Here is a 24,920-nt window from a genome sequence, read left to right on the forward strand (position 1 = left end):
GTCCAGCCCGTGTCGGGCGGATGCAGGTGAAGCACACCCGTTCTAGGGTGAATTTCATGACTGCAGACGGCACGCAGGCCGCAGGTGTCCGCCTGCTCGGCAACCGCGTTCTCGAGGGCCCGAACCTCTACTTCCCGCGCCCCGCGATCAAGACGACGATCGACGTCTCGGGGTGGCTGAGCAGTGAACCGGAACAGCTGAGCGAAGCGTTCGCCCTGCTTCGCGCGCGCCGCCCGCGACTCGGCGACGAGGGTTCTGCCGTCCGCGACCGCGCCGTCATGCGCCTCGTCGAGGTCGTCACGCGTCGTGTTGCCGCTGCGAGCGGCACGGGTCAGCTCGGTGTCCGGGTTCGCCACGGCGAGGAACCCTCGGAGTACGTCGTGGCCTTCCCCTGGAAGCACCTCGAACGCGGCCGCGCGTTGGGCCGCGCCGTGGCTGCGGCTCTCACCGATCTGCTCGACCCGGTGTCCTCCTCCGACGCCGTTCGACGTGCCGCCGACGCGGTTCTCGCCTCCGAACCGGGCCCCGCCGGAACCATGTCCAAGCCGAAGGTTCCGGTCATCTCGATCACCGGAACGAACGGCAAGACGACGACCACGCGCCTCGTCTCGCACATCTCGATGACCGCAGGGCGCAAGACGGCGTGGAGCTCCACCGACGGTGTGCTCGTCATGGGCGAACACGTCGAGAGGGGTGACTACTCGGGACCCTCGGGTGCTCGCACCGTGCTCGCCACCCCCGGCCTCGAGGTCGCCGTCCTCGAAACCGCGCGAGGCGGCTTGCTCAACCGCGGAATGGGTGTGCCGTACAACGACGTCAGCGTCGTGACGAACGTGTCGCCCGACCACCTCGGTACCGGCGGCATCGACACCGTCGACCAGCTCGCCGAGGTCAAGGCCATCATCACCAAGGTCACCCGCCCGAGCGGATGGTGCGTGCTCAACGGGGACGACCCGCGCGTGTGGGCCATGCGTGTCGGCACGCCCGCCCAGATCGTCGCCTTCACGCTCGACCCCGATGCTCCGTGCATCCGGGAGGCGCGCGCCGCACACGGCAAGGCGTTCACCGTCATCGACAACGAGATCGTCTGCATCGACGACGCCGGTGTCGACACGCTCGCCTCACTCGACGACGTACCCATGACGATGGCGGGTCTCTCGTCGCACAACATCGCCAACGCACTCGCCGGAGCGGCGGGCGCCCTTGCCCTCGGCCTGCCGCGCAGTGCGGTCGTCGAGGGCCTGCGCTCCTTCTCGCCGGACGCCGAACTCAACCCCGGCCGCATGAACGTCTACTCCGCCCCGAAGTCGGGCGAGGCCGACGAGAAGGTCACCGTCATCATCGACATGGCGCACAACGAGGGAGGTCTGGAGGCTCTGCTGACCGTCGGCCGCGGCCTCGTCGCCCCCGGTGGGCGTCTGCTGCTCGGCCTCGGCACCGGCGGCGACCGCAGCGACGAGATCCTCGTCAACCTCGGTGAGATGGCCGGGCGCGGAGCCGACCTCGTGCACGTCGTGCACAAGGAGCACTACCTGCGCGGTCGTTCGATGGAGAACCTCGAAGGGCACCTGCGTGACGGCCTCGCGCGCGTCGGGGTGAGCCCGGAGGCCAGTCATCCCACCGAGCTCGAGGGCTTGCAGGGCCTGCTCGAGGCAGCCCACGCCGACGACGTCGTCGCCGTCATGACGCACAGCCACCAGGCCGAGATCCACGCCTGGCTCACCGAGGCCGGCGCCCTCATGGACGACGCCCGCACCATCGACCGCAAGGCGCGCGCCGCGCGAGGGGTCGCCACCGAGGAGGTCGAGACCAGCGGCCTGCCGGACGACGTCCAGGGGCACATCGGCGACGCGGTCGCCGCGCTTCGTCAGGTGACGCGTGCCGGCCATGCGCCCGCAGCCCTCGTCGACGCGCTCGAGTTGCTCACGTCGCTGCCGCATCGCGAGCCCTGACCACGCACGGGCGGCGCCTCGGCGCTGCCCGTCGTGCTTTCGTGCCGTCGTGCCGTTGACGCCCTAAGCCCACGCCCACCAATCACTCGGTGGGCGTGGGCTTCTTCCGTGGGCTGGGCTCAGCCCTGGGTGTCGGTGGCGACGGGGGGCACCACGTCACCCGCGGGGTCATCCACGTCGGCGCTCGCGAACCGCTCGTCCGGGCTGAAGTCAGGATCACCCGGCTGGTCGTCCTGCGTGTGCGCACCGGGGGCCGCGAGGTGTGTACGTTCCTCCACCGTCGCCATGACGCGCGCGTGCTTGTCCGCGCAGATGACGACGACGTCGTTGGGACGAGCGGCGTCGAGCGCCGCGTTGGTCGCCTCCAGCTCGTCGAGGACGGTGATGATCTTCGTGGCGCGCCCACCCGCTTCCGCGGCGGCCCTCGCACCTTCTTCGATCAGCTTCGCCGCCTCACCGGGGGCACGGCGGCGCAGGTTCTCGTCCTCGCGGATGATGACGGTGTCGAACCACTTGGCGGCCAGCTCACCCATCTCACGGATGTCCTGGTCACGACGGTCACCGGCTGCCCCGACCACGACGGTGCGACGCACCGTCTGGGCACGGTTCTTGCCCGACACGTACCGGTCGACGAACTCGCCGAGCAGTTCGAGCCCCGCCGGGTTGTGGCAGTAGTCGACAAAGACCTCCGCGTGGTCGACCTCGATGCGGTTGAGGCGCCCGGGGGAGAGGTAGTAGCTCGTCGTGAAGGTGCGCAGACCCTGGCGGATGTCGTGCAGCGGCACGCCCGCGGCGAAGGCCGCGCCGGCTGCGGCGAGCGCATTGGCCACGTTCATGCGCGCGGCGCCGTTGAACGTGCTCGGCAGCAGATGCGTCCAGGCGAGCTGCATCGAACGGCGGCCCTGCTTGAGCACGATCATCTCGCCCTTGTCCGTGGGCTCCAGCACGACGGCCCGGTCGCCGCGCACGCAACGCTCGTCGATGAACTGGCGCACACGGCTGTCCGGGGCGTCCATCGAGAACCACACGATGGTGCCACGGCACACGCGACGCATCTTGCGCACGTACGGGTCGTCCGCGTTGAGCACGGCGAAACCGTCACGCGGCACGGCCTCGACGATGACCTGCTTGACGTCGGCCAGATCCTTGAGCGACTTCACGCCGCGCATGCCGAGGTGGTCGTTCTGGATGTTCGTCACGACGGCGATGTCGTTGCGGTCGTACCCGAGGCCCTCGCGCAGGATGCCGCCGCGGGCGACCTCGAGGATGGCGAAGTCGACGCGCGGGTTCTGCAGCACCATCTTGGCCGATTTGGGGCCGGAGGCATCGCGGGTGATGAGCAGTCGTTCGTCGACGATGATGCCGTCGGTCGAGGTCATGCCGACCTTCTTGCCGAGGCCCTTCATGACGTGCGCGAGCATGCGCGACGTCGTCGTCTTGCCGTTGGTGCCCGTCACCGCGACGATCGGCACACGCGACGGCGTGCCGGGCGGGAAGAGCAGGTCGACGACCGGCTTGGCGATGAACTGCGGTTCCCCGACCGTCGGGTGGGTGTGCATGCGGAACCCGGGAGCGGCATTGACCTCGCAGATCGCGCCGCCGGATTCACGCACCGGCACCGTGATGTCGGGGCAGATGAAGTCGATGCCGGCGACGTCGAGCCCGATGAGGCGCGCGGCCTCCTCGGCGATCTCCACGTTGTCGGGGTGGGCATCCATGGTGCGGTCGATGGAGATACCACCGGTCGACATGTTGCCGGTGAGGGCAAGCTTCACCATGACGCCAGCCTCAGGCACGGCGTCCATCGCGTAGCCCTGTTCCTCGACGAGTTCGCGGGCGGCGTCGTCGACCTTGATGCGCGTGAGCACCTTCTCGTGACCGTATCCACGACGCGGGTCGGCGTTCGTGATGTCGACGAGTTCGGCCACCGTGTGCTCGCCGTCGCCCATGACGTGGGCGGGCACGCGCTCGGCGATGGCCGCCATCCGGCCGTCGATGATGAGGCAGCGGTAGTCCTTGCCCGTGACGAAGGACTCGACCTGCAGCACGCCGCGGCGCGACTGGGCAAGAGCGATCGGGTAGGCCTCGCGGACGTCGTCCTCGTTCTGCAGGTTGAGGCAGACACCACGGCCGTGATTGCCGTCGAGCGGCTTGACGACGACCGGGAAGCCGATCTCCTTGGCCGCCTCGACGGTGCCCTCCATCGTGCGCACGACGTCGGACTTCGGCACCGGCAGACCGGCCGAACCGAGCAGCTTCACCGTGAGGTTCTTGTCGCCCGCGATGTCCACCGCGAGGGCGGGGGTGCGCGACGTCATCGTGGCGCGGATGCGCTGGGCGTGGACGCCCTGACCGAGCTGGACGAGGGAGGCGCCGTTGAGGCGGGTCCACGGGATGTCGCGCGAGACGGCCTCTTCGATGATGGCCTGCGTCGACGGGCCGAAGGCCTTGCGCTGCACGAGGTTGTGGAACCGCTCGAGCTCTGCCTCGACGTCGAACTCGGGGTTGTTCTGCACGAGGTGATTGACGATGTTGACCGCCAGTTCACCGGCTGCGAGACCGACGCTCTCGTCGAGGAAGGCGAAGATGACGTTGTACCAGCCCTCGCGGTCCTCGACACCACGCGTCTTGCCTCGACGGACGTCGTGGCCGGCCTCCTGCTGCAGCTGCAGCGCGAGGTGCTCGGCCACGTGACCGAGCCAGGTGCCCTCGTGGAGGCGCTCGATGAAGCCACCCTCACGCCCGCGCGAACACGAGTGACGCTGCAGACCGGGGAAGAGCTCGACGAGAGCCTCGGTGAAACCGGGCAGCGCGTGCGTCGGGTAGTACTCGAGCACGCCCAGATCGAGCACGAGGTGAATCGCCGGCTCGTAGGACCACACGTTGGGGCCGCGGTAGACACGCGTGCTTCGGATGCGCAGGCTCGGCTCGATGGGCCCGGGAGCTTGCGGGATCTCGACGACGGTCATGGAGTTCTCCCTCGTGGAAGGCACAGCGTCTCAGTGACGCAGTGCGGCTGCCGCCGTGGCGGTGTCGTGCTGATCCTTCGCGGCCGTGACGGCCACGTCGGCGTTCTGCTCGACGAAATCCGTCAAGGTCGCTGTGGTCAGGTCGAACGTCGCTCCGTACGGGAGCGAGTGAACGACCGCTCCCGTGACGAGCAAGGGCGCGTCACGGCGGGCTTCATGGGCGTCGGTCTGCGCCCGTCGGGCATCGACGATGAAGACGGCACCGGATCCGACGATCGTCATCTCGTGCCCGTTCGTGATCTCGGCGGCCGTGTCCTCGTCGATGCCCATTCCGAGCAGGCTGGGAGAACCGGCGACGAGCGAGAGCAGTCGGCCGTAGCGCGAGCGCTGGTCGAAGTGCTGGTCGATGATGACGCCCGGCACGAGGCCGAGACCCTGCGTGAGCTGGCTGGAACGCTGGCGAGGGGTGACGCCTTCCTCGCCCATGGAGATCATGAACTGGCTCATGATCGAGGCGCCCGCACTCGTGCCGGCGATGACGGCGCCACGCTCGTAGGCGCGCAGCATGGCGTCGCCGAGCGGGGTGCCGACGATGAGCTGGCTCAGCTTGAGCTGGTTACCGCCCGAGATGAAGACACCCGTGGCGTTGTCGATGCGCTCGACGAGCTCCGGCGACGACGACTCGAGCCGCGTCTGCGGGTCGACGCTCGAGACCTCGGGGCACCCCAAGCGCGAGAACACGGTGGAGTACACCTCGATGACCTCGGACGCCAGCGACGATGCCGTCGGGATGACGACGATGTTCGACTTGCGGCCCCCGGCCAGACGCACGAAGCGGCGCAGGATGGTCACGCGGCCGATCTTGTCCTCGGCCCCACCGATGATGAGCAGGGATCGACGGGGCTCGCTGTTCTCAGGCATGGGGGCTATGTTAGGCGCCCGTTCCGCTCATCGCAGCAGAGTCCACGTCGAGATTGTCGGCCTCTTCGATGTCCTCGCGGCTGATACCGAGCAGGAACAGCACACTGTCCAGGTAGGGCACGTTCACGGCGGCATCGGCCTGAGCCCGCACAACGGGCTTGGCGTTGAACGCAACGCCGAGACCGGCGAGCGCGAGCATGTCGAGGTCGTTGGCTCCGTCACCGATCGCGACCGTGCGTTCCAGGGGGAGACCTTCGTTCTGCGCGAAGTGCGCGAGAGCGCGTGCCTTGCCCTCACGATCGACTACCTCGCCGAGCACCCGCCCGGTGAGCTTGCCGTCCGCCACCTCGAGTGTGTTGGCCTGGGCATACGTGATGCCGAGGTCGTCGGCCAGGGGGCGCACGACCTCGATGAAGCCACCCGAGACGACGCCGACGGTGAAACCGAGACGCTTGAGGGTGCGCACCAGCGTGCGCGCGCCGGGCGTCAGGCGAATCGCGGCGCGGACGTCATCGAGCACCTCGACCGGAAGCCCTTCGAGAGCGGCGACACGTGCGTGCAGGGACTCGGCGAAGTCGAGTTCGCCGCGCATGGCCCGCTCGGTCACCTCGGCGACCTCGGCCTCACGGCCTGCGTGGGCCGCGAGCATCTCGATGACCTCGTCCTGGATGAGTGTCGAGTCGACGTCCATGACGACGAGACGTCGCCCTCGCCGCGCCAAACCGGCAGCGGCGACACTCGCGTCACAGCCGCTCTCCGCCGAGACCTCGGCCACGCGGCGTCGCAACTCGACGACCTCGACACCGGACACATCGAGCTCGATGGCCGTCACGGGGGTACGGGCGAGACGACGCACCCGGTCGATGTTTCCGCCGTGGTGCACGACTTCGGCGGAGATCTCGGCCAGTGCCTCGGCCGGCACGGTGTCCGCCAGCAGCGTGACGACGGCGCGCCCGGGCAGGCGGTGCACGTCATCCGCCATGCCGGGCGTCAGCGTGAGCGAGAGGCCACGCAGTTCGGCGAGGCGGCGCATCTCGACCTCGAAGTCCTCCGGATGCTGGGAGGAGACGAGGAAGGACAGCGTGATGCTCCCGCCGAGCACGGCCTGCCCGACGTCGATGATCTCGACGCCGAACCGGGTCATCGCATCGGCCAGTTCGTGGAAGAGCCCCGGGAAGTCGGTGCCCTGGAACGTCAGGCCGATGAGGTCGGTACGCGGGTTGTCGTTCGTCACAACCCCATTCATAGCGTGAACCACTCTCGCGTGCATCCGCCGCTCACGACGTGATGACCGTGCCCTTGCCGACGACGACAATGCCCGACTCCGTGACGGTGAACCCGCGAGCGCGGTCCTGCTCGTGGTCGAGGCCGATGTGCGTGCCCTCGGGCAGGTGCACGCCCTTGTCGATGATGGCGCGTCGGATGATGCACGAGCGGCCCACGTCGACGCCGTCGAGGAGGATGGACGAATCCACGTCGCTGAACGAGTGAACGCGCACGTTCGGCGAGAGCACCGACCGACTCACCGTGGCGCCGGAGATGATGCACCCGGGGGAGATGAGCGAGTTCACGCCCGTACCCGTGCGTCCGTGCTCGCCGTGGACGAACTTCACCGGCGGGAGGCTCATGCCCGACGTCGTGTGGATGGGCCAGTCGTCGTTGTAGAGGTTGAAGATCGGGTGGACCGACACGAGGTCCATGTGCGCGTCGTAATAGGAGTCGATGGTGCCGACGTCGCGCCAGTAGCCGCGGTCACGGTCCTCTGCGCCGGGGATCGTGTTGTCCTTGAAGTCGTAGACGTAGGCCTCGCCCCGGTCGACGAAGGCGGGAACGATGTCGCCGCCCATGTCGTGCTTGCTGCCCTCGAGGTCCGCGTCGCGGGTGACGGCATCGATCAGTGCGTCCGCCGTGAAGACGTAGTTGCCCATCGAGGCGAGCACCTCGTCGGGGCTGTCCGGCAGGCCCTGGGGGTCGGTGGGCTTCTCGAGGAAGGCCCGGATGCGCGACGGGTCCTCGGGGTCGACGTCGATGACGCCGAACTGGTCGGCCAGGGAAATGGGCTGACGGATCGCGGCGACGCTCGCCTTGGCGCCGGAGGCGATGTGCGCCTCGACCATGTCGGCGAAGTCCATGCGATAGACGTGGTCGGCGCCCACGACGACGACGTAGTCGGGCTTCTCGTCGTAGATGAGGTTGAGGCTCTGGTAGATCGCGTCGGCTGAACCGAGGTACCAGTTCTTGCCCACGCGCTGCTGTGCCGGGACGGGCGTGACGTAGTTGCCGAGCAAGGAACTCATCCGCCACGTCGTCGTGATGTGGCGGTCGAGGCTGTGCGACTTGTACTGGGTCAGCACGACGATCTGGAGGTAGTCGCTGTTGACGAGGTTGCTCAACGCGAAGTCGATGAGTCGGTAGATTCCACCGAACGGCACGGCGGGCTTGGCCCGGTCCGCGGTCAGGGGCATGAGGCGTTTGCCCTCGCCGCCGGCGAGAACGATGGCTAGGACCTTGGGGCCTCCACGATTTGGCATGCGACTGACAATAGGCGGATCGTGTCTTTCATCACACCCCCGGAGGGACTACCGTCTTGTCCCGTGAGAGTCGACATCCTGACGAAGGAATACCCGCCCAACATCTACGGCGGCGCCGGGGTCCACGTCGCCGAACTCGTCAAGGCCTTGCGAGTGACAGGCACGCAGACCAAGGTGCGGGCGTTCGGCGAACCGGTGGGGGAGGCCGACACCGACGGATTTCCCGATCTGCCGCAGTTGGCCGAGGCCAACGGCGCGCTGAAGACACTCGGGGTGGACCTCACGATGGTGCCGGCCACCCAAGGTGCCGACATCGTCCACTCGCACACCTGGTACGCCAACTTCGCCGGGCACCTCACCTCGATGCTCCACGGCGTCCCGCACGTCGTGACGGCGCACAGCCTCGAGCCCATGCGCCCGTGGAAGGCGGAGCAACTCGGTGGCGGCTACGCACTCAGCTCGTTCATCGAGCGCACCGCCTACGAGGGTGCCGCCGCCGTCATCGCGGTCTCCGACGGCATGCGACGCGACGTGCTGCGCAGCTACCCCCAGCTCGACGAGAGCAAGGTCCACGTCGTCCACAACGGCATCGACGCAGACGCCTGGGCGCCGGATCACTCCGAGAAGGCGCTGGAGATCGTGTGCGGCCACGGCGTTGACACCGGCCGCCCGAGCATTGTGTTCGTCGGTCGCATCACCCGGCAGAAGGGCCTGCCGTTCCTCCTGCGCGCCATGCGTGACGTTCCCGCCGACGTGCAGCTCGTGCTGTGTGCCGGCGCCCCGGACACCCCCGAGATCCTTGCCGAGGTCGAGGGCCTCATCGCCGAACTGCGTGAGAGCCGTGACGGCGTCGTGTGGATCCCCGACATGCTGCCCCGCCACGAAGTCGTCGCGCTGCTGTCACAGGCCACCTGCTTCGTGTGCCCGTCCGTCTACGAGCCGCTCGGCATCGTCAACCTCGAGGCAATGGCGTGCGAGGCGGCCGTCGTCGGCACGGCCACCGGGGGAATCCCCGAGGTCGTCGTGGACGGCGAGACCGGTTGGCTCGTGCCGATCGAGCAGGTGAACGACGGAACGGGTACGCCCGTCGACCCCGATACGTTCGTCGCCGATCTGGCCCGCGCCCTCACCGAGGCGACCTCCGACGTCGAAGAGGCCCGCCGACGGGGTCGAGCCGGGCGTCAGCGCGCCGTCGAGCACTTCGGGTGGGACGCGATCGCCGAGCGCACCCAGCAGGTCTACGCGACGGTCCTCGAAGGCTCCCCTACGGCCTGATACATCATTGCCGGAGACACTCCGCTCTGAGCACACCGCAACGCGCGATCAACGTTGCCCGTCCTCATCGAGGGCGGGCAGCGTCGTGTGCGAGGCCGATGGCAGCCGCCGTCGCGGCCTGTGCGAGAGCGAGTTCGGCCTCGTCGAGCAGGGAGCGCAGCGTGCGCTCGCGCGCTGCGACGCTACCCGCGTCGAGGCCGCCGCTCGTCGTCAGCGCCTCGTCGAGGGCGGCGACGACGAGGCCGGCCGTCGTGATGATGCGCATCGCCCGCGGGTGCAGGCCCGGTGGCAACGCCCAGCGCGCGCCGTCGAGGCGTTCGTCGACGCGCTCGCGGGCCGAGGAGCCGAGGAACGGTGCGATGTGCAGGGATTCGAGCACCCCGACGTGCGCCAGCAACGCCTCGCGGAAGCGTCGGTCGATGTCGGCCAGTGCGAGTGCCTCGAGGCGGTGGATCGGCACCGGGTCGCTGTCGTGCGGTTCGAGCGTGAGCTTGAGGCCCTCGTCGCCGGCCGGCCCGTAATACTCCAGCCGCGGCACGAGCACCCCGCCGAGCGACGGCACGAACAGGCATTCTCCGACTTCGATCGCAGCCTGAGTCGCGGGTCCGCCGGGCGGCAGCAACCCGCCGTGGACCCCCGGGCGGGGCAGGTCGACGCAGACGATGCGTTCGCCGAGGTCACGCCACAGTTCGAGGCGCGGCAGGCCACCCTCGACGGCGTCGACGTCGGGCAGCGCGGCGCCGATCGCCTCGCTGAGCGGGCGATCGGCGGCGATGGCGTGCGTGGCCCACAGGGCCAGACGCACGGAGGCAGGCAGTTCGTACACGATCGCCCAGCCTAGTGGCGACGGGTCAGTGCGCCAGAGCCGTCGGAAGGTGCTTGCGCGAGAACATCAGGACGACGCCGAGGCTCAGCGCGGCGAGCACGACGCCACCGACGAACATCACGGGGTAGCTCAGCCAGTGGCTGACGACGGCGAGCGCGGCGGGCACGAAGAAGCCGAGGTAGGTGATCGAATAGTAGACAGCCGTCAGCCCCGCGAGGTCCTCGGGACCGGCGATGCGCTGCACCTCCTGCAGGCCGGAGACAAGCAGCATGCCGTAGGCGAGACCGAGGACGGCGGCCGCGACGAGCGCGAGCCACGGGCTGACGAGGCGCGCTGCAAGTGCGGCGATGCCGAGGCCGGGCAGCGTCATCGTCAGGGCGATGATGATGGCGCGCGCGGAGCTGACATCGTCGAAGCGCTTGCCGACCTGCTGGATGAACAGCCCGCAGCCGAGCGCGACAAGGCACAGCAGGCCCGAGAAGGCGATGCCGAACGAGCCGGTGCGATCACCCATGACGGCGGGCAGCACGGCATAGGCGCATCCCGCGCAGCCGAACACCCACGGCGCCATCGGCAGGACGACGAACAGGAAGCGACGGTGGCCCGCAGCGGGCACGCGCAGGTCGTCGAGGAAGCGTCCCGGCATCTCTTGCGCGGCATGCGTCTCGGGGGCGCGCGTCAGGAGCACATAGCTCGCCGCCGTGATGACGAGGTGGACGAGGTAGCACAACTCTGCGGGCAGCGGCGCGAACTGCGCGAGCGCCGCTGCGGTGGCGGCGCCGAGCGCGAATCCGGCCGTCAGGCTGATGGAGGCGCGACGCGCGCCCGCGGCGGCGTCGGCCTCGGCGTCGAACGGGGGGTTCGACAGTTCTTTGATCCACGAGCCGCCGACAACCATGGCGAGCCCGAGCGCCAGGCCGGAGAAGATGCGGCCTACGAAGAGCACGGCCGGCGAGCCGGAGCCGACGGCGAGCAGCACCGACGCGATGATCGCGAGGATCGGCGCGGGCAGCATGAGCGGGCGACGGCCCCAGCGGTCCGAGGCGGGCCCGCCGAGCAGTAGCGCGGGCATGATGCCGAGGACGTACGCACCGAGCAGCAGGTCGACGGCGCCCGTCGAGAGCGCGTCGATGTCACGGTAGAGCCCGAGCAGCGGCGTGAACTGATTGCCACCCCACGCGACGGTGAACATCGCCGCCCCGACCGGCAGCCAGGCGGCACGCGCGCCCCCGGCGCCGGCGCGCTGGGGGCTGTCGACGCTCGTCGTGACGCGTTCGTGGCTGGTGGTGCGGATCGGGGTGTCGAGTGACACGCGGGGGCCTTTCGTCGGGTGTGGGTGAGTGGTGCGAAACTCGTGTGGTCGGAGGGCTCAGGGGAGCAGTCCGTCGTAGGAGTGGTGCAGGTGCGCCGTCAGCTCCTGCTCGAAACCGGTCGCGTCTCCCGCGGCGACGAGGTCGACGAGGCGGGCGTGGGCGGTGAGGACGTCGCGGCAGCGGCGGTCGTCCTTCCACAGGATGCGCGCGGCCATCCGGCGCTGACGTTCCCCGAGACGCTCGTAGAACTCGGTGAGGATGGCGTTGCCGCCGGCGGCGACGAGGTGGGTGTGGAAGACGCAGTCGGTCTCGGTGAAGTCGTCGTGGTCGCCGGTTTCGAGGCTCTGGCGCTGACGGCGCAGGATCTCGCCGAGATCGATGGCGACGTCGCGGTGCTCCTGCGCCTCGACGACGCTGCGCGCCGCACGCGACTCCACCGCGATGCGCGCCTCGACGATGTCACGCACCTCGCGCGGTTCAACGGCGCGCACGAGCGCGCCGCGCTTGGGGTACAGCGTCATCCACCCCTCGGCCTGCAGCCGGACGAACGCCTCGCGCACGGGGGTGCGGGAGACGTCGAGCAGCTCCGAGATCTCACCCTCGCTGATGAGGGCGCCCCCGGCGATCGAGCCGTCGAGGATGCAGCCCTTCACCTCGCGGTAGACCGCGTCGGCCGCGGAGATCTTCGGCTCGCTCATGCTCGCTCCTCGTTCAAGTGGTCGATGTGCTGCCCACGCTTGCAGGCGTTCGACGCAACATAGATACAAGTTGTAGCTTACACCCGTGTCGGCTGGGCGTCAGGCGCGTCCACGACGTCATCCGTGCCGTGTCGCGTAGCATTCGACCCCGTCGAGTCAGTAGGGTCACGGGTATGAGCGATGTGTTGTCCTTCTCCGGGGTCGGTGTCACGCGCGGCGCGCATAAGCTGCTCGACGACATCAACTGGGACGTCGAGGAGGGCGAGCGTTGGGTCGTCGTCGGCCCCAACGGCGCCGGTAAGTCGACGCTGCTGTCCATCGCGTCCGGGCGGATGCACCCGAGTGCCGGTGTGGCCGGCATCCTCGGCGAGGTGCTCGGCGCCGTGGACGTGTTCGAACTGCGTCCGCGTATCGGCCTGTCGGCCGCCACGATCGCCGACCGTATTCCGAACGCGGAGAAGGTTTCCGACGTCGTCGTCACGGCCAGCTACGGCATGGTCGGACGCTGGCGGGAGAAATACGACGAGTTCGACCACGGCCGTGCTGCGGAACTGCTCGAGGAGATGGGTGTCTCGCACCTCGCCGAGCGTCGCTTCGGGACGTTGAGCGAAGGTGAACGCAAGCGCGTTCTCATCGCCCGCGCTCTCATGACCGACCCGGAGCTCATGCTCCTCGACGAACCCGCCGCAGGGCTCGACCTCGGCGCCCGTGAAGATCTCGTCGGTCGCCTCAGCACACTCGCCGAGGACCTCGACGCTCCGGCGCTCGTCCTCGTCACGCACCACGTCGAAGAGATCCCGCCGGGCTTCACCGACATCCTCATGCTGCGCGAGGGGCGTGTCGTGGCGGCCGGACCGATCGAGTCGACCCTCACGGCGGAGAACCTGTCGGAGACCTTCGGCATGCCGCTCGAACTCGAGCAGCACGGTGAACGCTGGAGCGCCCGAGCCGCTCGCTGATCCCTTGGTGCGAAGGCCGCCCGCCTTCGTCCGTGTGCGGCACCCACGGCCCAACCGTGCCCACGCGCCCCTCCTCGTGGCCGTGAGAAGGATGTCGACATGGGTCTGTGGGAAGCGCTCGCCATCATCGCGGCGGGTATGGCTGCCGGCATGATCAACGCGGTCGTCGGTTCCGGCACCCTCGTCACCTTCCCTACTCTTCTCGCCCTCGGGTACCCGGCCGTCACGGCCAATATGAGCAACACGATCGGACTCGTGGCCGGCGGCATCACGAGCACTCTGGGTTACCGCGAGGAACTGCGCGGCAAGGCCGCCCGCCTCAAGCGGATCGTTCCGTTCTCCTTCTTCGGTGCCGTGGTCGGCGCGCTGCTCCTGCTCGTACTTCCCGAGTCGGCCTTCGACGCCATCGTCCCGGTGCTCATCGCGCTGGGCGTGCTCCTCGTGCTTGCCGGACCGTGGCTCAACAAGAAGGCCGCGAAAGCACACGAGGACGCCGACCCCACGCGTCCGCTCGCGGGGCCCCGCCTCGTCGCGCTGGCCGTCGGAATCTTCGTGGCCGGTATGTACGGCGGCTACTTCGGCGCGGCCCAAGGCATCATCCTCATGGGCCTCATGAGCGTTCTCCTGCCTGATCCGCTGCAGGAGATCAACGGCATCAAGAACGTTCTCGGCACGGTGGTCAACGGCGTCGCAGCCCTGACGTTCATCGTCGTCGCGACCGACCAGATCGACTGGGTTGTGGCGGCCCTCGTCGGCATCGGCGCCCTCGTCGGCGGCTTCGTGGGAGCGCGCGTCGGGCGCAAGCTCAACCCGTGGGTCCTGCGCGTCCTCATCACCGTCATCGGCATCATCGCGATCGTCAACATCCTGCGCTGATCCCGCCCGCGTACCCTTGTGCGGTGCCGATCGAGATCACGAGCCCCGACGACGAACGCGTCGCCGACTACTTCCGCCTCACCGACGTCGCGCTGCGCAAGAAGCTCGAGACCGAGCGTGGCCTCTACATCGCCGAGAGCGAGAAGGTCATCCGCCGGGCACTCTCCCGGGGTGACGTTCCTCGCAGCTTCCTCATGGGCGAGCGCTGGCTCACCGACCTGGCAGACGTCGTCGCCGACGCCGAGGCCCAAGGCGTTCCGGTCTACGTGGGGGAGGCCGACGTCATCGAGTCGATGACCGGCTTTCACCTCCACCGCGGAGCGCTTGCGTCGATGAATCGTCCGGCCCTCGCCGACCCCGCGGAGTTGCTCCGTGGGGCCCGCCGCGTCGTGGTGCTCGAGGACATCGTCGATCACACGAAGGTCGGTGCTCTAATTCGTAATGCCTCCGCGCGACTGGCGTCGAAGCGTTCCTCGTGACTCCACGTTGCGACGACCCGTTGTGCCGACGAGCAATCCGAGCCTCGATGGGGACCGTCTTCCAGTTCTTGCGGCCTCGTCTCCTCGAGCCGGCCTCGCTGGCGAGCTCGGTGCGGAGCTGGCTGACCGATTGCCAGTCAACCTCCATGACCAGTTCGCCTCGGCTGCCGCATTTGCTGAGGGTGACGACCCAGCGCGGTGGGCGCGCCGGGCGAGCAGCCTGTTCGACCTGATCAAGAATCCAGGCCGGGTACTGGCGGAGCTCGGCAAGGCTCAGCACCGACAAGTCTGAGCTTGAGGACATGGCCAGAGAAAATCCCCCAAGTGCGCATCGTGGAGAGGCGTGGGGGATGAAGTGCTCTCAAGTTAGCACAGGCTGGTCCTGGTCGACGCGGCATCAGCCCGATGTGCTCGCGCCTTCCGACGACCCTGAAGCTAGCTCTCTGGTGGAGCCTCAGGTCGGCAAGACTCTCGGGGAAGACCGAGGATTGGACCGTCCAGACGCCTGATCTGTCGACGAGGCCGAGGAGCACGAGGTCCGGACCTCAAGTCAGCTGGAGGGCGGTTAGGCAGGTGGGGTCGTCGAGGCGGGTCGAAATGTCCTGCTTCGCGGTGCGGTCTTCGGTGCTGACCGTGAGCGTCGCGTGAATGCCGCGGGGCAGCCAGAGTCCGATGAATCCGTTGTCGTAAGTCGTGAGTGTTGCGTCGAGGATGGTCTTGCCGGATGCCGCGTTGACCACTGTGACGTCGACGTCAGTGTTGGCGAGCTCGCCGAGGCAGGTAGTGAGGCTGTGGAAGTAGCACTCGTGGGTCTGCTCGGTATATGGGGCGACTGAGATGTAGAAGTCTTCCTTTGGCATCGGCAGCGTGGTTTGGTTGTTCTGATTGTCGGTGAGGACGAGTTCGTCGGTTTTGATCGAGGCCATGAGTTCGGTTGAGCGGTCTGTGACCGGCATCGTGTCAAGGCGCTTGATGATTTCCCGGGCGTCCAGGCCATCGAGGCCGTGCTCGGTCAGCAGGGACTGATCGGATCCTGCGGAAGAAGAGGGACCGGGGTCAGCACCGGCGCAGCCGCTGAGTAGGAGGACGGCGCTGGCTGCCATCGCGGTTATGGTCGCGCCGAGTCCCTGCCGGCTTCTGGGAGGCCGGTTCGGTGCGGAAAGTGAAGGGAACATGTCGAGCTCTTCTCTCGGGTAGATCGTGTTCATGACGTCAGGCCCGATCTCCGCCTTCGCGATCGCGCCCAGGGGCCGAGGGCAAGGCGAAGCGCAGCTCACTACTGCGCGAGGCTGAATCCGATGGCGTCAGGAGCGGACGAGCCGGTTGATAGCATCGGTGGCTTCTTGGATCTTGGCGATGGCCGCGTCCTCATCACCTTGTTTTGCGGCGTCGAGCACGCAGTGCTTGAGGTGGTCATCGAGCAGGCCGGTCGCCACCCCCTGAAGGGCCCGGGTGAGGGCAGAGACCTGGGTGAGGATGTCGATGCAGTACTTCTCGTCGTCGATCATCTTCGTAATGCCGCGGGCCTGGCCCTCGATGCGCTTCATGCGGTTGCGGTAGCGGTCCTTGTCGCTGATGTAACCGTGCTGGTGGGCCCCGGTGTCGGTGCCGGTCTCATCGGTTGCAGTGTCGTTGGTCATGGGCGTGGCCTTCACTTCTGGCGCTCCAGGACAGAGCGGGTGCTGGCTTCGGGGGTGAGGTCAATGCGGCGCAGCAGCTGGGCGTTGAGCGCGACGACGACGGTGGAGATCGACATCAGTATCGCGCCGACCGACATCGGCAAGACAAAGCCGATAGGTGCGAGCACGCCGGCCGCGATCGGTACAGAGAACAGGTTGTACCCGGCAGCCCACCACAGATTCTGCTTCATTTTACGGTATGCGGCACGGGAGAGCTGGATAACTGAGAGCACGCTGCGCGGGTCGGAGCTGGCGAGGATGACGCCCGCCGAGGCGATGGCGACGTCGGTGCCCGCGCCGATGGCGATGCCGACGTCGGCCTGCGCCAGCGCCGGGGCGTCGTTGACGCCGTCGCCGACCATGGCGACTTTCTTGCCTTCGTCCTGAAGCGCGGCGACCTTTGCGGACTTGTCTTCGGGGCGGACGCCGGCAAAGACACGGTCGATGCCGAGTTCGCGGCCCACCTCGTTCGCCACGGCCTCGGCATCGCCGGTGATCATGACGACCTCAACGCCGAGCTCATGGAGGGCGTCGACGGCGTCGCGGGACTCGGGCCGGACCTCGTCGGCGAGCTTGAGGCCGCCGATCACTTGGCCGTCGCGGAGGACGTGCAGGATGATCGCGCCCTCGGCCCGCCACGCGTCGGCCGCGTCGATCTCGTCCTGCCCGGTCTCCTCGAGCAGACGAGGTCCGCCGACGCGGATCTCCTGGCCGGCCACAGCCGCGGTGACGCCGACCGCCGGGGAGGAGGTGAATCCACTGGCCGCCTCGATAGCGAGGCTCTTCTCCTTGGCGGCAGCGACGATGGCCTGGGCGAGCGGGTGCTCGCTGTCGGCCTCGGCCGCGGCGGCCAGGGCGAGGACCTGGTCGGCATCCAGCGCACCGGTCGGCTCGACGCCGGTGACGGTGGGCTCGCCCTTGGTCAGAGTGCCGGTCTTGTCGAAGAGCACCGCGTCGACCTGACGCATCGACTCCAGGGAGAGGCGGTCCTTGACCAGGACGCCGCCACGGGCGGCGCGCTCGGTGGCGATGGACACGACCAGCGGGATCGCCAGACCCAGCGCGTGGGGGCACGCGATGACGAGCACGGTGATGGTGCGAATGACCGCGTCGTCGGGCAGCCCGAACAGCGTCCAAACGACTGCGGTGATCAGGGCCGCACCGAGGGCGAACCAGAACAGCAGGGCGGCAGCGCGGTCGGCAATGCGCTGGGCGCGGGAGGAGGAGCCCTGCGCCTCGGCCACGAGCCGGTTGATGCCGGCCAGGGCGGTGTCGTCGCCGGTGGCGCTGATCTCCACGCGCAGGCCGGAGTCGGTGGCCACGGTGCCAGCAGTGACGTTCTCGCCTTCGCCGCGGGCGACGGGGCGTGATTCGCCGGTGATCATGGACTCGTCCATATCGGCGCGGCCGTCGACGATGGTGCCGTCGGCGGGGACGCTGCCGCCGGGGCGGACGATGACGAGGTCACCGACGCGGAGGTCGGCGGGGTCGACCTTGACCACGTCGTCGCCCTCGACGCGCTCGGCCTCGTCAGGCAGCAGCGCGGCCAGGGAGTCCAGCGCCGAGGTCGTCTGGGCCAGGGAACGCATCTCGATCCAGTGGCCTAGCAGCATGATGACGATCAGCAGCGCCAGCTCCCACCAGAACTCGAGCTCGTGGTGGACGAGCCCGAGAGTGGCGGCCCAGGAGGCGAGGAACGCTACGGTGATGCCGAGCGCGATGAGCAGCATCATCCCCGGCTGGCGGCTCTTCAGCTCGCTGATCGCACCGGTGAGGAACGGGGTGCCGCCCCAGGCGTACATGACGGTGCCGAGGACTGCGGCGACCCAGCCCGCCCAACCGGGCACCGAGTAGCCCAGGAGCATGGCAAACATCGGGGAGAACGCGACCACCGGGACGGCGATGACGAGGTTGATCCAGAACAGTCGACGGAACTGGCCCACGTGGTCACCGTGGCCGGCATGACCGCCGTGGCCGCCGTGCGCTGCGTGGTCGTCGTGCTGGCCGTGGCCCTCGTGCTCGCCGTGGCCCTCGTGCTCGCCGTGGCCCTCGTGCTCGCCGTGCGCGCCGTCCCCGTGGCCGAGCTCGGTGGTCGCGACGGCGTCGTGGTGATGTTGGTGCGCGTTCGGGTCCGTCATTGCTCTTCGCTTCCCCTCGTTCTTCCCCGGTCTTTCCTTCGATCGGGTCGTGTCTCGCCGCGGACCTTGAATGGGCCCGGGGCGACCGGCTCAGGAGGCCGGCTTGATCTCGCTCTCGACGACCCACTTGTGGTTGGTCATCGTCATGCCGTCGGACTCGTAGTCGACCATGTAGACGGTCTCGTCGGTGGAGGAGGCGATGGTCGCCTTCGCGCCCTTCATGCCCTCCATGTGCTCGGCCTCCAGGGTGACTTCGGTGCCGTCGGCGATTCGCTGGTCGCCGGCGTCCTCGATCTCCTCCTGCACGACCCACTTGTGATCCTTGACCGGATCCCCGCCGGTGGTGGGCGTGAAGTTCACCGCGTAGGTATACGTGTCAAAAGCGCCGGCGATGGTGGCCGGTGCGCCGTCCATTCCCTCCATGTGGTCGGCGGTGAGCGTCACCTCGGTGCCGACCGGGTACTTCGGCGACGCAGCCTTCTCGATGCCCTCGGGGGCGGGGCCGCCGTCCATCGGATGCTCCATCCCGCCGCTGTCAGAACTGCCGCCACTGCTCCCGTGGCCCTCGTGCTGACTGGTCGACGAGGGGGTCGCTTGGTCCTGATCCCCTCCGGTGCTGCAGCCGGAGAGCACGAGTGCTCCGCCGAGCACTCCCGCGGCGACGGTGGTCATGAGGCGCTTACGCATAAAATCTCCTATTCATTCTGGCCCGATCAACATTATACCCCTCTGGGGTATGGGTCAAATGTCGATCGGTGGGCGTGGAATCGCTCAGCTATGCTTTAGTCGCCCCGGGGCGGCAGCAGTGATGCTGCAGCCCCGGGGCGTCGAAGGATCAGGCCATGTTGGCGGCGTACTTGGCTGGGTCGGAGTCGAAGGTCGGTCCGCAGCCTGGGCAGCAGAGCCAGTAGCGTTGCCCGTCGAAGTCGCGGAAGAGGTCCTTTTCTTCGGCGTCCTGTTTGTTGACCGGATTGCCGACCATGACGGGGCAGGTGGTCACGTCGTCGCTTCCTTCGACGAGGAGGTTTTCGCGATGGCCGGAATCGGCGGCGTGGTTCTCTGCGCCGGTCGTGCCGCAGCAGCTGGAACCGTCGCTGACAGGTTCCTCGGCTGCGGATGTCTCGGTTGCACGGGAGGTGCTGCAGCAGCTGGTGAATGCCTGGTCTTCGTTGCTCATTCTCGGTGAATGCCTTTCGTGTATTCGGATGATGGTCGATTCTGCGGCGTCACTGCCTGGCAACGCTGCGGAACCCGCGCAGGCGGAGGCTGTTGCCGACGACGAAGACGGACGAGAACGCCATCGCCGCGCCTGCGAGCATGGGGTTGAGCATGCCCAGCGCCGCGACCGGAATGGCCGCGACGTTGTAGGCAAACGCCCAGAACAGGTTGGTCTTGATCGTGCCGAGGGTCTTGCGGGAGAGTCGGATCGCGTCGACCGCGGCCCGCAGGTCCCCGCGCACGAGGGTGATGTCGGAGGCTTCGATGGCGACGTCAGTGCCGGTGCCCATCGCCAGGCCTAGGTCGGCCTGGGCCAGCGCCGGGGCGTCGTTGACGCCGTCGCCGACCATCGCGACGACCTTGCCCTCGTCCTGGAGTCCGGTGACGACGTCGACCTTGTCCTTGGGCAGGACCTCGGCGATGACCTTCTCGATGCCGACCTCGGCGGCGATCCGGCGAGCCACGGCCTCGTTATCGCCAGTGAGCAAGACCGGGGTGAGGCCCATGTCCTTCAGGCCCTGGATCGCCTCGGCGCTGGTGGCCTTGACGGCGTCGGCGACAACGAAAATCCCGCGGGCCTGTCCGTCCCAGCCGACGGCGACGACGGTCTTGCCCTCGTCCTCGGCTGCGGCCTTAGTAGCAGCGACGTCGCCGGAGAGGTGCTGGGACCAGTCGGCCAGCAGGGACTCCCGGCCGACGAGCACGCCGCGGCCGTCGACGACGCCCTGGACGCCCTTGCCCTCGATGTTGGCGAAGTCCTCCGGGGAGGGCAGCTGGCCGATCTCCCCGACCGCGCCCTTGGCGATGGCCTGGGCGATCGGGTGCTCGGAGGCGTTCTCCAAAGCGCCGGCCAGGCGAAGCAGCTCGGTGCGGTCAGTGCCCGGCTCGGTGATTGCGTCGACCAGGGTCATCTTGCCGGTGGTGACGGTGCCGGTCTTGTCGAGGACGACGGTGTCGACCTTGCGTGTGGATTCGAGGACTTCGGGGCCCTTGATGAGGACGCCCATCTGCGCGCCGCGGCCTGTCCCGACCAGCAGTGCTGTCGGGGTGGCCAGGCCGAGGGCGCAGGGGCAGGCGATGACGAGGACCGCGACCGCTGCGGTGAAGGCGGCGGAGACGCCGGGTCCGAAGATCAGCCACGCGCCGAGCGTGCCGAGGGCGATGACGATGACGATCGGCACGAAGATGCCCGAGATCCGGTCGGCCAGGCGCTGGACGGCGGCCTTGCCGGACTGGGCGTCCTCTACCAGTTTGGCCATCTGCGCCAGCTGGGTGTCCGAACCGACCCGTGTCGCCCGGACAACAAGACGCCCGCCAGCGTTGACCGTGGCCCCAGTCACCGCGTCGCCTGCGACGACCTCGACGGGAACGGACTCGCCGGTGAGCATGGAGGCGTCCACGGCCGAGGTGCCGGAGACGACGGTACCGTCGGTGGCGATCTTCTCGCCGGGACGGACGACGAACTCGTCGCCGACGGCCAACTCTCCGGTCGGGATCTTGGTCTCGACGCCGTCACGCAGGACGGCGACCTCTTTCGCCCCGAGGTCGAGCAGGGCGCGCAGCGCGGCACCGGCCTGTCGCTTGGAGCGCTTCTCGAAGTAGCGTCCGGCGAGGATGAACATCGTCACACCCGCGGCAGCCTCGAGGTAGATGTTGCCCGCGCCGTCAGACGGCGCGATGGTGAACTCGAAGGGATGCGTCATCCCCGGCATGCCGGCATGGCCGAGGAACAATGCATAGAGCGACCACAGGAACGCCGCGCTCGTGCCCATCGAGACGAGCGTGTCCATCGTGGCTGTGCCGTGCTTGAGGTTGGTCCATGCGGCCTTGTGGAACGGCCAGCCCGCCCAGACGATTACCGGCGCGGCCAGAGCCAGCGAGGCCCACTGCCAGTAGGTGAACTGCAGGACCGGAATCATGGCCATCGCGATTACCGGCACGGTGAGCACGATCGACCCGATCAGCCTCTGCTTGAGCGAGGTCAGTTCGGGGTCATCGGCTGGGTCCTGATCGTTGCCTTCGGAGTCCGTCGTCGCGGCTTCGGGCCGGGGCAATGCCGCGGTGTAGCCGGTCTTCTCGACCTCGGCGACCAGAAGAGCCGGGTCATAGCCGGCGGGCACGGTGACCTTGGCCTTTTCGGTGGCGTAGTTGACGCTCGCGGTGACGCCGTCAAGCTTGTTCAGCTTGCGCTCGATCCTGTTCGCGCAGGAGGCGCAGGTCATCCCTCCGACTTCCAGCTCGATGCCCGAGTCCGCGCTCAGTGGCGCTGGTGCGCTCATGCTGTTTCCTTCTCTCTGCTCTGCCGCGGCAGTGCAGTGCAGTGGGCCGCGAGGCTGGCCGGGGCTTTCATCAGGCGCGCACGGCCGAATAGCCGGCCTCTTCGACGGCGGCCAGGACCTGTGCGTCGTCGATCTCGCCGGAGGTGGTGATCACGAGCCTTCCCGTCTGGGCGCTGACCTCGATGGCGGTGACACCGGCGATCTCGCCGACCTCCTCGCGGACTGACGCCTCGCAGTGCCCGCAGGTCATGCCCGTCACTTGGTACTCGTTTGCAGTCATCGGATAGCCTCCTCTACTTGGATACCCCCGGTGGGTACTCTTTTGAGAACCGTATACCCGCACAGGGTATTCCCGCAAGGTCGGCCGGGATCGCTTCTGAACGGACCCGTCGTTTCGAAGTGATACGCCACCGGGGTATGCTGTGGCTGTGAAGTGCGCGACTCCTGAACCCTGCCGCGGCCGGCAATGGTTGCAGCTGGTCGTTCTTACGGTGCTGCTGATCACGGGTCTTCTCGGCATGCACGCGCTGGTCGGCGGCCCGGCAGCGGCGACGGCCTCGATGGCGTCGCCGGCTCACGCATCCCCGTCCTCGCCCGGCATGACGGGCATGTCGCCTACCGCCTCCATGTCGGCCGCGGCCGGAGCGCAGGGCCTGGTGCACGGCTCCGGCGGCTGCGCAGACGCCATGAACAGCGGCGACTCTACCTGTGTCTCCGCGCCCACGGCCGAGAGTATTCCGGCCCTTCCCGTTCCGTCCGTCGCGGATGTCCTCACGCCCGTCTCTGCGCCCCTGCCGACGCCGCTATCGGAGACGCCTCGCAGGTTTGCGCTGACGCATCTGGAACTGTCGATCTACCGAACGTGAGCAGACGGGAGCGCCGATGCTGCGCTCCTCAGTCAGCCACCTCGGCGGGTCCACTACCCTGCCGTGCCTGCCACGACATCGTGTCCCACAACGATGGCCCCCCTTCTGGGCTCATGCTGACCTGCGCCTCCGACCATCCGTGATCGTCGAGCGCGCAAGCGCGATGCCGTGGCTCCGCTCACTACCGACACACAAGGACATCACCCATGCATTCCACCCTGAACCGTCGACAGTTCCTGTCCGTCGGCGCACTGACCCTCACCGCCGCCGGCCTCGCCGGATGCAGCACCACTGCCACCAAAACAACCTCATTCGTGAGACCCAGCAGCACCGCGGTCACCGCCGCGGAGGCGAAGCGCCGCAGCACCGGTGCTGTCGTGCACCGCGCGCTGACCGCCGAGCCGGTCACCCTCGACCTCGGCGGGAAGACCGCGAAGACCTGGGCCTACCGGGGAGCCTCGGCGACCCAGCCGCTGCGCGGCAACGTCGGCGACACCCTGAAGGTCGCCTTCACCAACGATCTCCCTGATCCAACCAGCGTCCACTGGCACGGGCTGGCGCTGCGCAACGACATGGACGGCGTGCCGAGTCTCACCCAGGATGCCGTGAAGCCCGGCGGGTCGTTTGATTACGAGTTCACACTGCCCGAATCAGGCACATTCTGGTTCCATCCCCACGTCGGCACGCAGCAAGACCGTGGTCTGTACGCGCCGCTGATCATCGATGACCCGAACGAGAAGGGCGACTACGACAAGGAATGGGTCATCGTCGTCGACGACTGGCTCGACGGCATCACCGCAACACCGGACGAGGTGATGAAGGAGCTCGGCCAGGGAATGATGGACCACGATAGTGGGGGACACGGTGACATGGACATGGGCCCGATGCGAATGGGCAACACCCTCATGGGCGCGACCTCGCCTCTGCTCGGCGGCGACGCAGGCGACGTCTACTACCCCCTCTACTTGATCAACGGCAAGCCCGCCAACGACCCGCAAACCTTTGCCGCCAAGCCTGGAGAGCGGATCAGGCTGAGGATCATCAATGCTGGCGGCGACACCGCCTTCCGCTTCGGCGTCACCGAGCACGAGATGACGATCACGCACTCCGACGGATTCCCCGTCAAACCCCTCAAGGCAGAGAGCCTCGTTCTTGGAATGGGGGAGCGCTACGACGCAGTCGTCACTGCCGGCGACGGCGCATTCGCAGTCATCGCCGAAGCCCTTGGGAAGCAGAACCAGGCCCTTGCTATTCTGCGCACTGGGTCGGGAAGCGCGCCCGCGATGGACGTGAAGCTGCCCCAGCAGAAGACCCCCGCCACCGCGGACAGCCTCAAAGCAACCAGTTCAGTCGCTCTGCCGAACCGCGCTGTCGACCGCACCCTCTCACTTGAGCTGACCGGTGGCATGGAGAAGTATGACTGGGCGATCAATGGCAAGCGCATGAACATGGACAAGCCGATGCGCGACGCCCTCGGTATCGTCGAAGGGGAGCGGGTCGCCCTCGAGTTCAAGAACTCGACTGAGATGTGGCACCCGATGCATCTGCACGGACACACCTACCAGCATTCCGGGGGAGGGCCGCGCAAGGACACCTCGATCGTTGTTCCCGGCACAACGTTGCGGGTCGAGTTCGATGCCGACAATCCCGGACGGTGGCTCTCGCACTGCCACAACGTCTACCACGGGGAAGCCGGTATGATGACGACGATCGCCTACCAGGTGAACTGAAGCATCGGGGCCGCGCGCCTTACCGGCGCGGCGCAGGTCATCGCTGCTCCTCCCGGCCTGGGCAGAGAAGATCTCCGAAGTGCGCTTCGAGGTTGGTTCGGGAGCGAGCAGCCTGCGACGATAGTGGTATGCAAGGTGAACAAGTCGTCAAAATTCGCACGTCATATCGGTCCCTCCGAATAGCGAGCCCTCCTCCGTCGGCAGAGCGCGT

Annotated in this window: 20 protein-coding genes and 1 pseudogene; 7 read left to right on the forward strand and 14 right to left on the reverse strand. The window is 67.9% G+C overall.

Annotation, left to right across the window (positions count from 1 at the left end; all coding sequences use genetic code 11):
• The first annotated feature begins 56 nt into the window (after window positions 1-56).
• On the forward strand, window positions 57-1,952 hold the full coding sequence (locus AA983_RS13495) for a Mur ligase family protein (RefSeq protein WP_231579615.1): 1,896 nt from the start codon (window positions 57-59) through the stop codon (window positions 1,950-1,952).
• Window positions 1,953-2,071: 119 nt separating this feature from the next.
• Here the strand turns inward: AA983_RS13495 and cphA are convergent, their stop codons facing one another.
• The 4 genes from cphA to glgC are packed head-to-tail and all read right to left on the reverse strand — an operon-like array spanning window position 2,072 to window position 8,373.
• Window positions 2,072-4,921 carry a cyanophycin synthetase gene (gene cphA / locus AA983_RS13500; protein WP_047312798.1) on the reverse strand — a complete coding sequence of 950 codons (2,850 nt, stop codon included), beginning with the start codon at window positions 4,919-4,921 and terminating at the stop codon, window positions 2,072-2,074.
• Between the two features lie 30 nt (window positions 4,922-4,951).
• Complete coding sequence (locus tag AA983_RS13505) at window positions 4,952-5,842, reverse strand: cyanophycinase (protein ID WP_047312799.1); 891 nt, start codon at window positions 5,840-5,842, stop codon at window positions 4,952-4,954.
• Window positions 5,843-5,852: 10 nt separating this feature from the next.
• Window positions 5,853-7,076, reverse strand: coding sequence for a phosphoserine phosphatase SerB (serB, locus tag AA983_RS13510; RefSeq protein ID WP_129663497.1), 1,224 nt, complete (start codon window positions 7,074-7,076; stop codon window positions 5,853-5,855).
• Between the two features lie 43 nt (window positions 7,077-7,119).
• Complete coding sequence (gene glgC, locus AA983_RS13515) at window positions 7,120-8,373, reverse strand: glucose-1-phosphate adenylyltransferase (RefSeq protein ID WP_047312801.1); 1,254 nt, start codon at window positions 8,371-8,373, stop codon at window positions 7,120-7,122.
• A gap of 63 nt (window positions 8,374-8,436) precedes the next feature.
• Here glgC and glgA point away from each other — a divergent pair, with 63 nt between their 5' ends.
• A complete protein-coding gene (gene glgA, locus AA983_RS13520; RefSeq protein WP_047312802.1) occupies window positions 8,437-9,648 on the forward strand; it encodes a glycogen synthase in 1,212 nt (403 codons plus the stop codon).
• Between the two features lie 64 nt (window positions 9,649-9,712).
• On the opposite strand, the gene AA983_RS13525 is transcribed toward glgA, so the two are convergent.
• From AA983_RS13525 to AA983_RS13535, 3 genes are read right to left on the reverse strand one after another with little or no spacing between them, the layout of a single operon-like run.
• Window positions 9,713-10,474: a hypothetical protein gene (locus tag AA983_RS13525; RefSeq protein ID WP_038568232.1), complete on the reverse strand. Its 762-nt coding sequence runs from the start codon at window positions 10,472-10,474 to the stop codon at window positions 9,713-9,715.
• Between the two features lie 25 nt (window positions 10,475-10,499).
• Entirely contained in the window at window positions 10,500-11,786 is a 1,287-nt protein-coding gene (locus AA983_RS13530; protein ID WP_047312803.1) for an MFS transporter, read from the reverse strand.
• A 57-nt stretch (window positions 11,787-11,843) separates the two neighbouring features.
• Window positions 11,844-12,485, reverse strand: coding sequence for a GntR family transcriptional regulator (locus tag AA983_RS13535; protein ID WP_047312804.1), 642 nt, complete (start codon window positions 12,483-12,485; stop codon window positions 11,844-11,846).
• Window positions 12,486-12,658: 173 nt separating this feature from the next.
• On the opposite strand from AA983_RS13535, the gene AA983_RS13540 reads away from it, so the two are divergent.
• The 3 genes and pseudogenes from AA983_RS13540 to AA983_RS13550 all read left to right on the forward strand — a co-directional run.
• Window positions 12,659-13,444, forward strand: coding sequence for an ABC transporter ATP-binding protein (locus AA983_RS13540; RefSeq protein ID WP_047312805.1), 786 nt, complete (start codon window positions 12,659-12,661; stop codon window positions 13,442-13,444).
• 99 nt (window positions 13,445-13,543) lie between these two features.
• Complete coding sequence (locus tag AA983_RS13545; RefSeq protein ID WP_047312806.1) at window positions 13,544-14,320, forward strand: sulfite exporter TauE/SafE family protein; 777 nt, start codon at window positions 13,544-13,546, stop codon at window positions 14,318-14,320.
• Window positions 14,321-14,343: 23 nt separating this feature from the next.
• A pseudogene (locus AA983_RS13550) lies at window positions 14,344-14,864 on the forward strand (TrmH family RNA methyltransferase); the annotation flags it as partial.
• A gap of 480 nt (window positions 14,865-15,344) precedes the next feature.
• Here AA983_RS13550 and AA983_RS13555 read toward each other — a convergent pair.
• The 7 genes from AA983_RS13555 to AA983_RS13585 all read right to left on the reverse strand — a co-directional run bounded on the left by AA983_RS13555 (window position 15,345) and on the right by AA983_RS13585 (window position 22,393).
• On the reverse strand, window positions 15,345-16,007 hold the full coding sequence (locus AA983_RS13555; protein ID WP_231579616.1) for a CueP family metal-binding protein: 663 nt from the start codon (window positions 16,005-16,007) through the stop codon (window positions 15,345-15,347).
• Between the two features lie 96 nt (window positions 16,008-16,103).
• Window positions 16,104-16,439, reverse strand: coding sequence for a metal-sensitive transcriptional regulator (locus AA983_RS13560; protein ID WP_225910762.1), 336 nt, complete (start codon window positions 16,437-16,439; stop codon window positions 16,104-16,106).
• An 11-nt stretch (window positions 16,440-16,450) separates the two neighbouring features.
• The gene (locus AA983_RS13565) at window positions 16,451-18,616 is read right to left on the reverse strand and encodes a heavy metal translocating P-type ATPase (RefSeq protein ID WP_047312808.1); all 2,166 of its coding nucleotides are present in this window, start codon (window positions 18,614-18,616) and stop codon (window positions 16,451-16,453) included.
• A 90-nt stretch (window positions 18,617-18,706) separates the two neighbouring features.
• Complete coding sequence (locus AA983_RS13570; protein ID WP_047312809.1) at window positions 18,707-19,303, reverse strand: YdhK family protein; 597 nt, start codon at window positions 19,301-19,303, stop codon at window positions 18,707-18,709.
• 148 nt (window positions 19,304-19,451) lie between these two features.
• A complete protein-coding gene (locus tag AA983_RS13575; protein WP_047312810.1) occupies window positions 19,452-19,793 on the reverse strand; it encodes a hypothetical protein in 342 nt (113 codons plus the stop codon).
• Window positions 19,794-19,842: 49 nt separating this feature from the next.
• Window positions 19,843-22,113 (reverse strand): cation-translocating P-type ATPase, encoded by a 2,271-nt coding sequence (locus AA983_RS13580; RefSeq protein WP_047312811.1) that lies wholly within the window; start codon window positions 22,111-22,113, stop codon window positions 19,843-19,845.
• Between the two features lie 70 nt (window positions 22,114-22,183).
• A complete protein-coding gene (locus AA983_RS13585) occupies window positions 22,184-22,393 on the reverse strand; it encodes a heavy-metal-associated domain-containing protein (protein ID WP_047312812.1) in 210 nt (69 codons plus the stop codon).
• A gap of 148 nt (window positions 22,394-22,541) precedes the next feature.
• Here AA983_RS13585 and AA983_RS13590 point away from each other — a divergent pair, with 148 nt between their 5' ends.
• Both AA983_RS13590 and AA983_RS13595 read left to right on the forward strand, forming a co-directional pair.
• Window positions 22,542-22,979 (forward strand): DUF6153 family protein, encoded by a 438-nt coding sequence (locus AA983_RS13590; RefSeq protein ID WP_047312813.1) that lies wholly within the window; start codon window positions 22,542-22,544, stop codon window positions 22,977-22,979.
• 206 nt (window positions 22,980-23,185) lie between these two features.
• Window positions 23,186-24,709 (forward strand): multicopper oxidase family protein, encoded by a 1,524-nt coding sequence (locus AA983_RS13595; RefSeq protein WP_047312814.1) that lies wholly within the window; start codon window positions 23,186-23,188, stop codon window positions 24,707-24,709.
• Window positions 24,710-24,920: the final 211 nt, after the last annotated feature.

Origin of the sequence: Dermacoccus sp. PE3 (assembly GCF_001021715.1) — a bacterium.
Classification (GTDB): domain Bacteria; phylum Actinomycetota; class Actinomycetes; order Actinomycetales; family Dermatophilaceae; genus Dermacoccus; species Dermacoccus abyssi.

What these genes read in the sequence shown, in the direction of transcription:
- AA983_RS13495 (WP_231579615.1), top strand. Translation starts at nt 57, where the DNA reads ATGACTGCAGACGGCACGCAGGCCGCAGGTGTCCGCCTGCTCGGCAAC.
- cphA (WP_047312798.1), bottom strand. Translation starts at nt 4,921, where the DNA reads ATGACCGTCGTCGAGATCCCGCAAGCTCCCGGGCCCATCGAGCCGAGC.
- AA983_RS13505 (WP_047312799.1), bottom strand. Translation starts at nt 5,842, where the DNA reads ATGCCTGAGAACAGCGAGCCCCGTCGATCCCTGCTCATCATCGGTGGG.
- glgC (WP_047312801.1), bottom strand. Translation starts at nt 8,373, where the DNA reads ATGCCAAATCGTGGAGGCCCCAAGGTCCTAGCCATCGTTCTCGCCGGC.
- AA983_RS13535 (WP_047312804.1), bottom strand. Translation starts at nt 12,485, where the DNA reads ATGAGCGAGCCGAAGATCTCCGCGGCCGACGCGGTCTACCGCGAGGTG.
- AA983_RS13540 (WP_047312805.1), top strand. Translation starts at nt 12,659, where the DNA reads ATGAGCGATGTGTTGTCCTTCTCCGGGGTCGGTGTCACGCGCGGCGCG.
- AA983_RS13545 (WP_047312806.1), top strand. Translation starts at nt 13,544, where the DNA reads ATGGGTCTGTGGGAAGCGCTCGCCATCATCGCGGCGGGTATGGCTGCC.
- AA983_RS13555 (WP_231579616.1), bottom strand. Translation starts at nt 16,007, where the DNA reads ATGAACACGATCTACCCGAGAGAAGAGCTCGACATGTTCCCTTCACTT.
- AA983_RS13560 (WP_225910762.1), bottom strand. Translation starts at nt 16,439, where the DNA reads ATGACCAACGACACTGCAACCGATGAGACCGGCACCGACACCGGGGCC.
- AA983_RS13565 (WP_047312808.1), bottom strand. Translation starts at nt 18,616, where the DNA reads ATGACGGACCCGAACGCGCACCAACATCACCACGACGCCGTCGCGACC.
- AA983_RS13570 (WP_047312809.1), bottom strand. Translation starts at nt 19,303, where the DNA reads ATGCGTAAGCGCCTCATGACCACCGTCGCCGCGGGAGTGCTCGGCGGA.
- AA983_RS13575 (WP_047312810.1), bottom strand. Translation starts at nt 19,793, where the DNA reads ATGAGCAACGAAGACCAGGCATTCACCAGCTGCTGCAGCACCTCCCGT.
- AA983_RS13580 (WP_047312811.1), bottom strand. Translation starts at nt 22,113, where the DNA reads ATGAGCGCACCAGCGCCACTGAGCGCGGACTCGGGCATCGAGCTGGAA.
- AA983_RS13585 (WP_047312812.1), bottom strand. Translation starts at nt 22,393, where the DNA reads ATGACTGCAAACGAGTACCAAGTGACGGGCATGACCTGCGGGCACTGC.
- AA983_RS13595 (WP_047312814.1), top strand. Translation starts at nt 23,186, where the DNA reads ATGCATTCCACCCTGAACCGTCGACAGTTCCTGTCCGTCGGCGCACTG.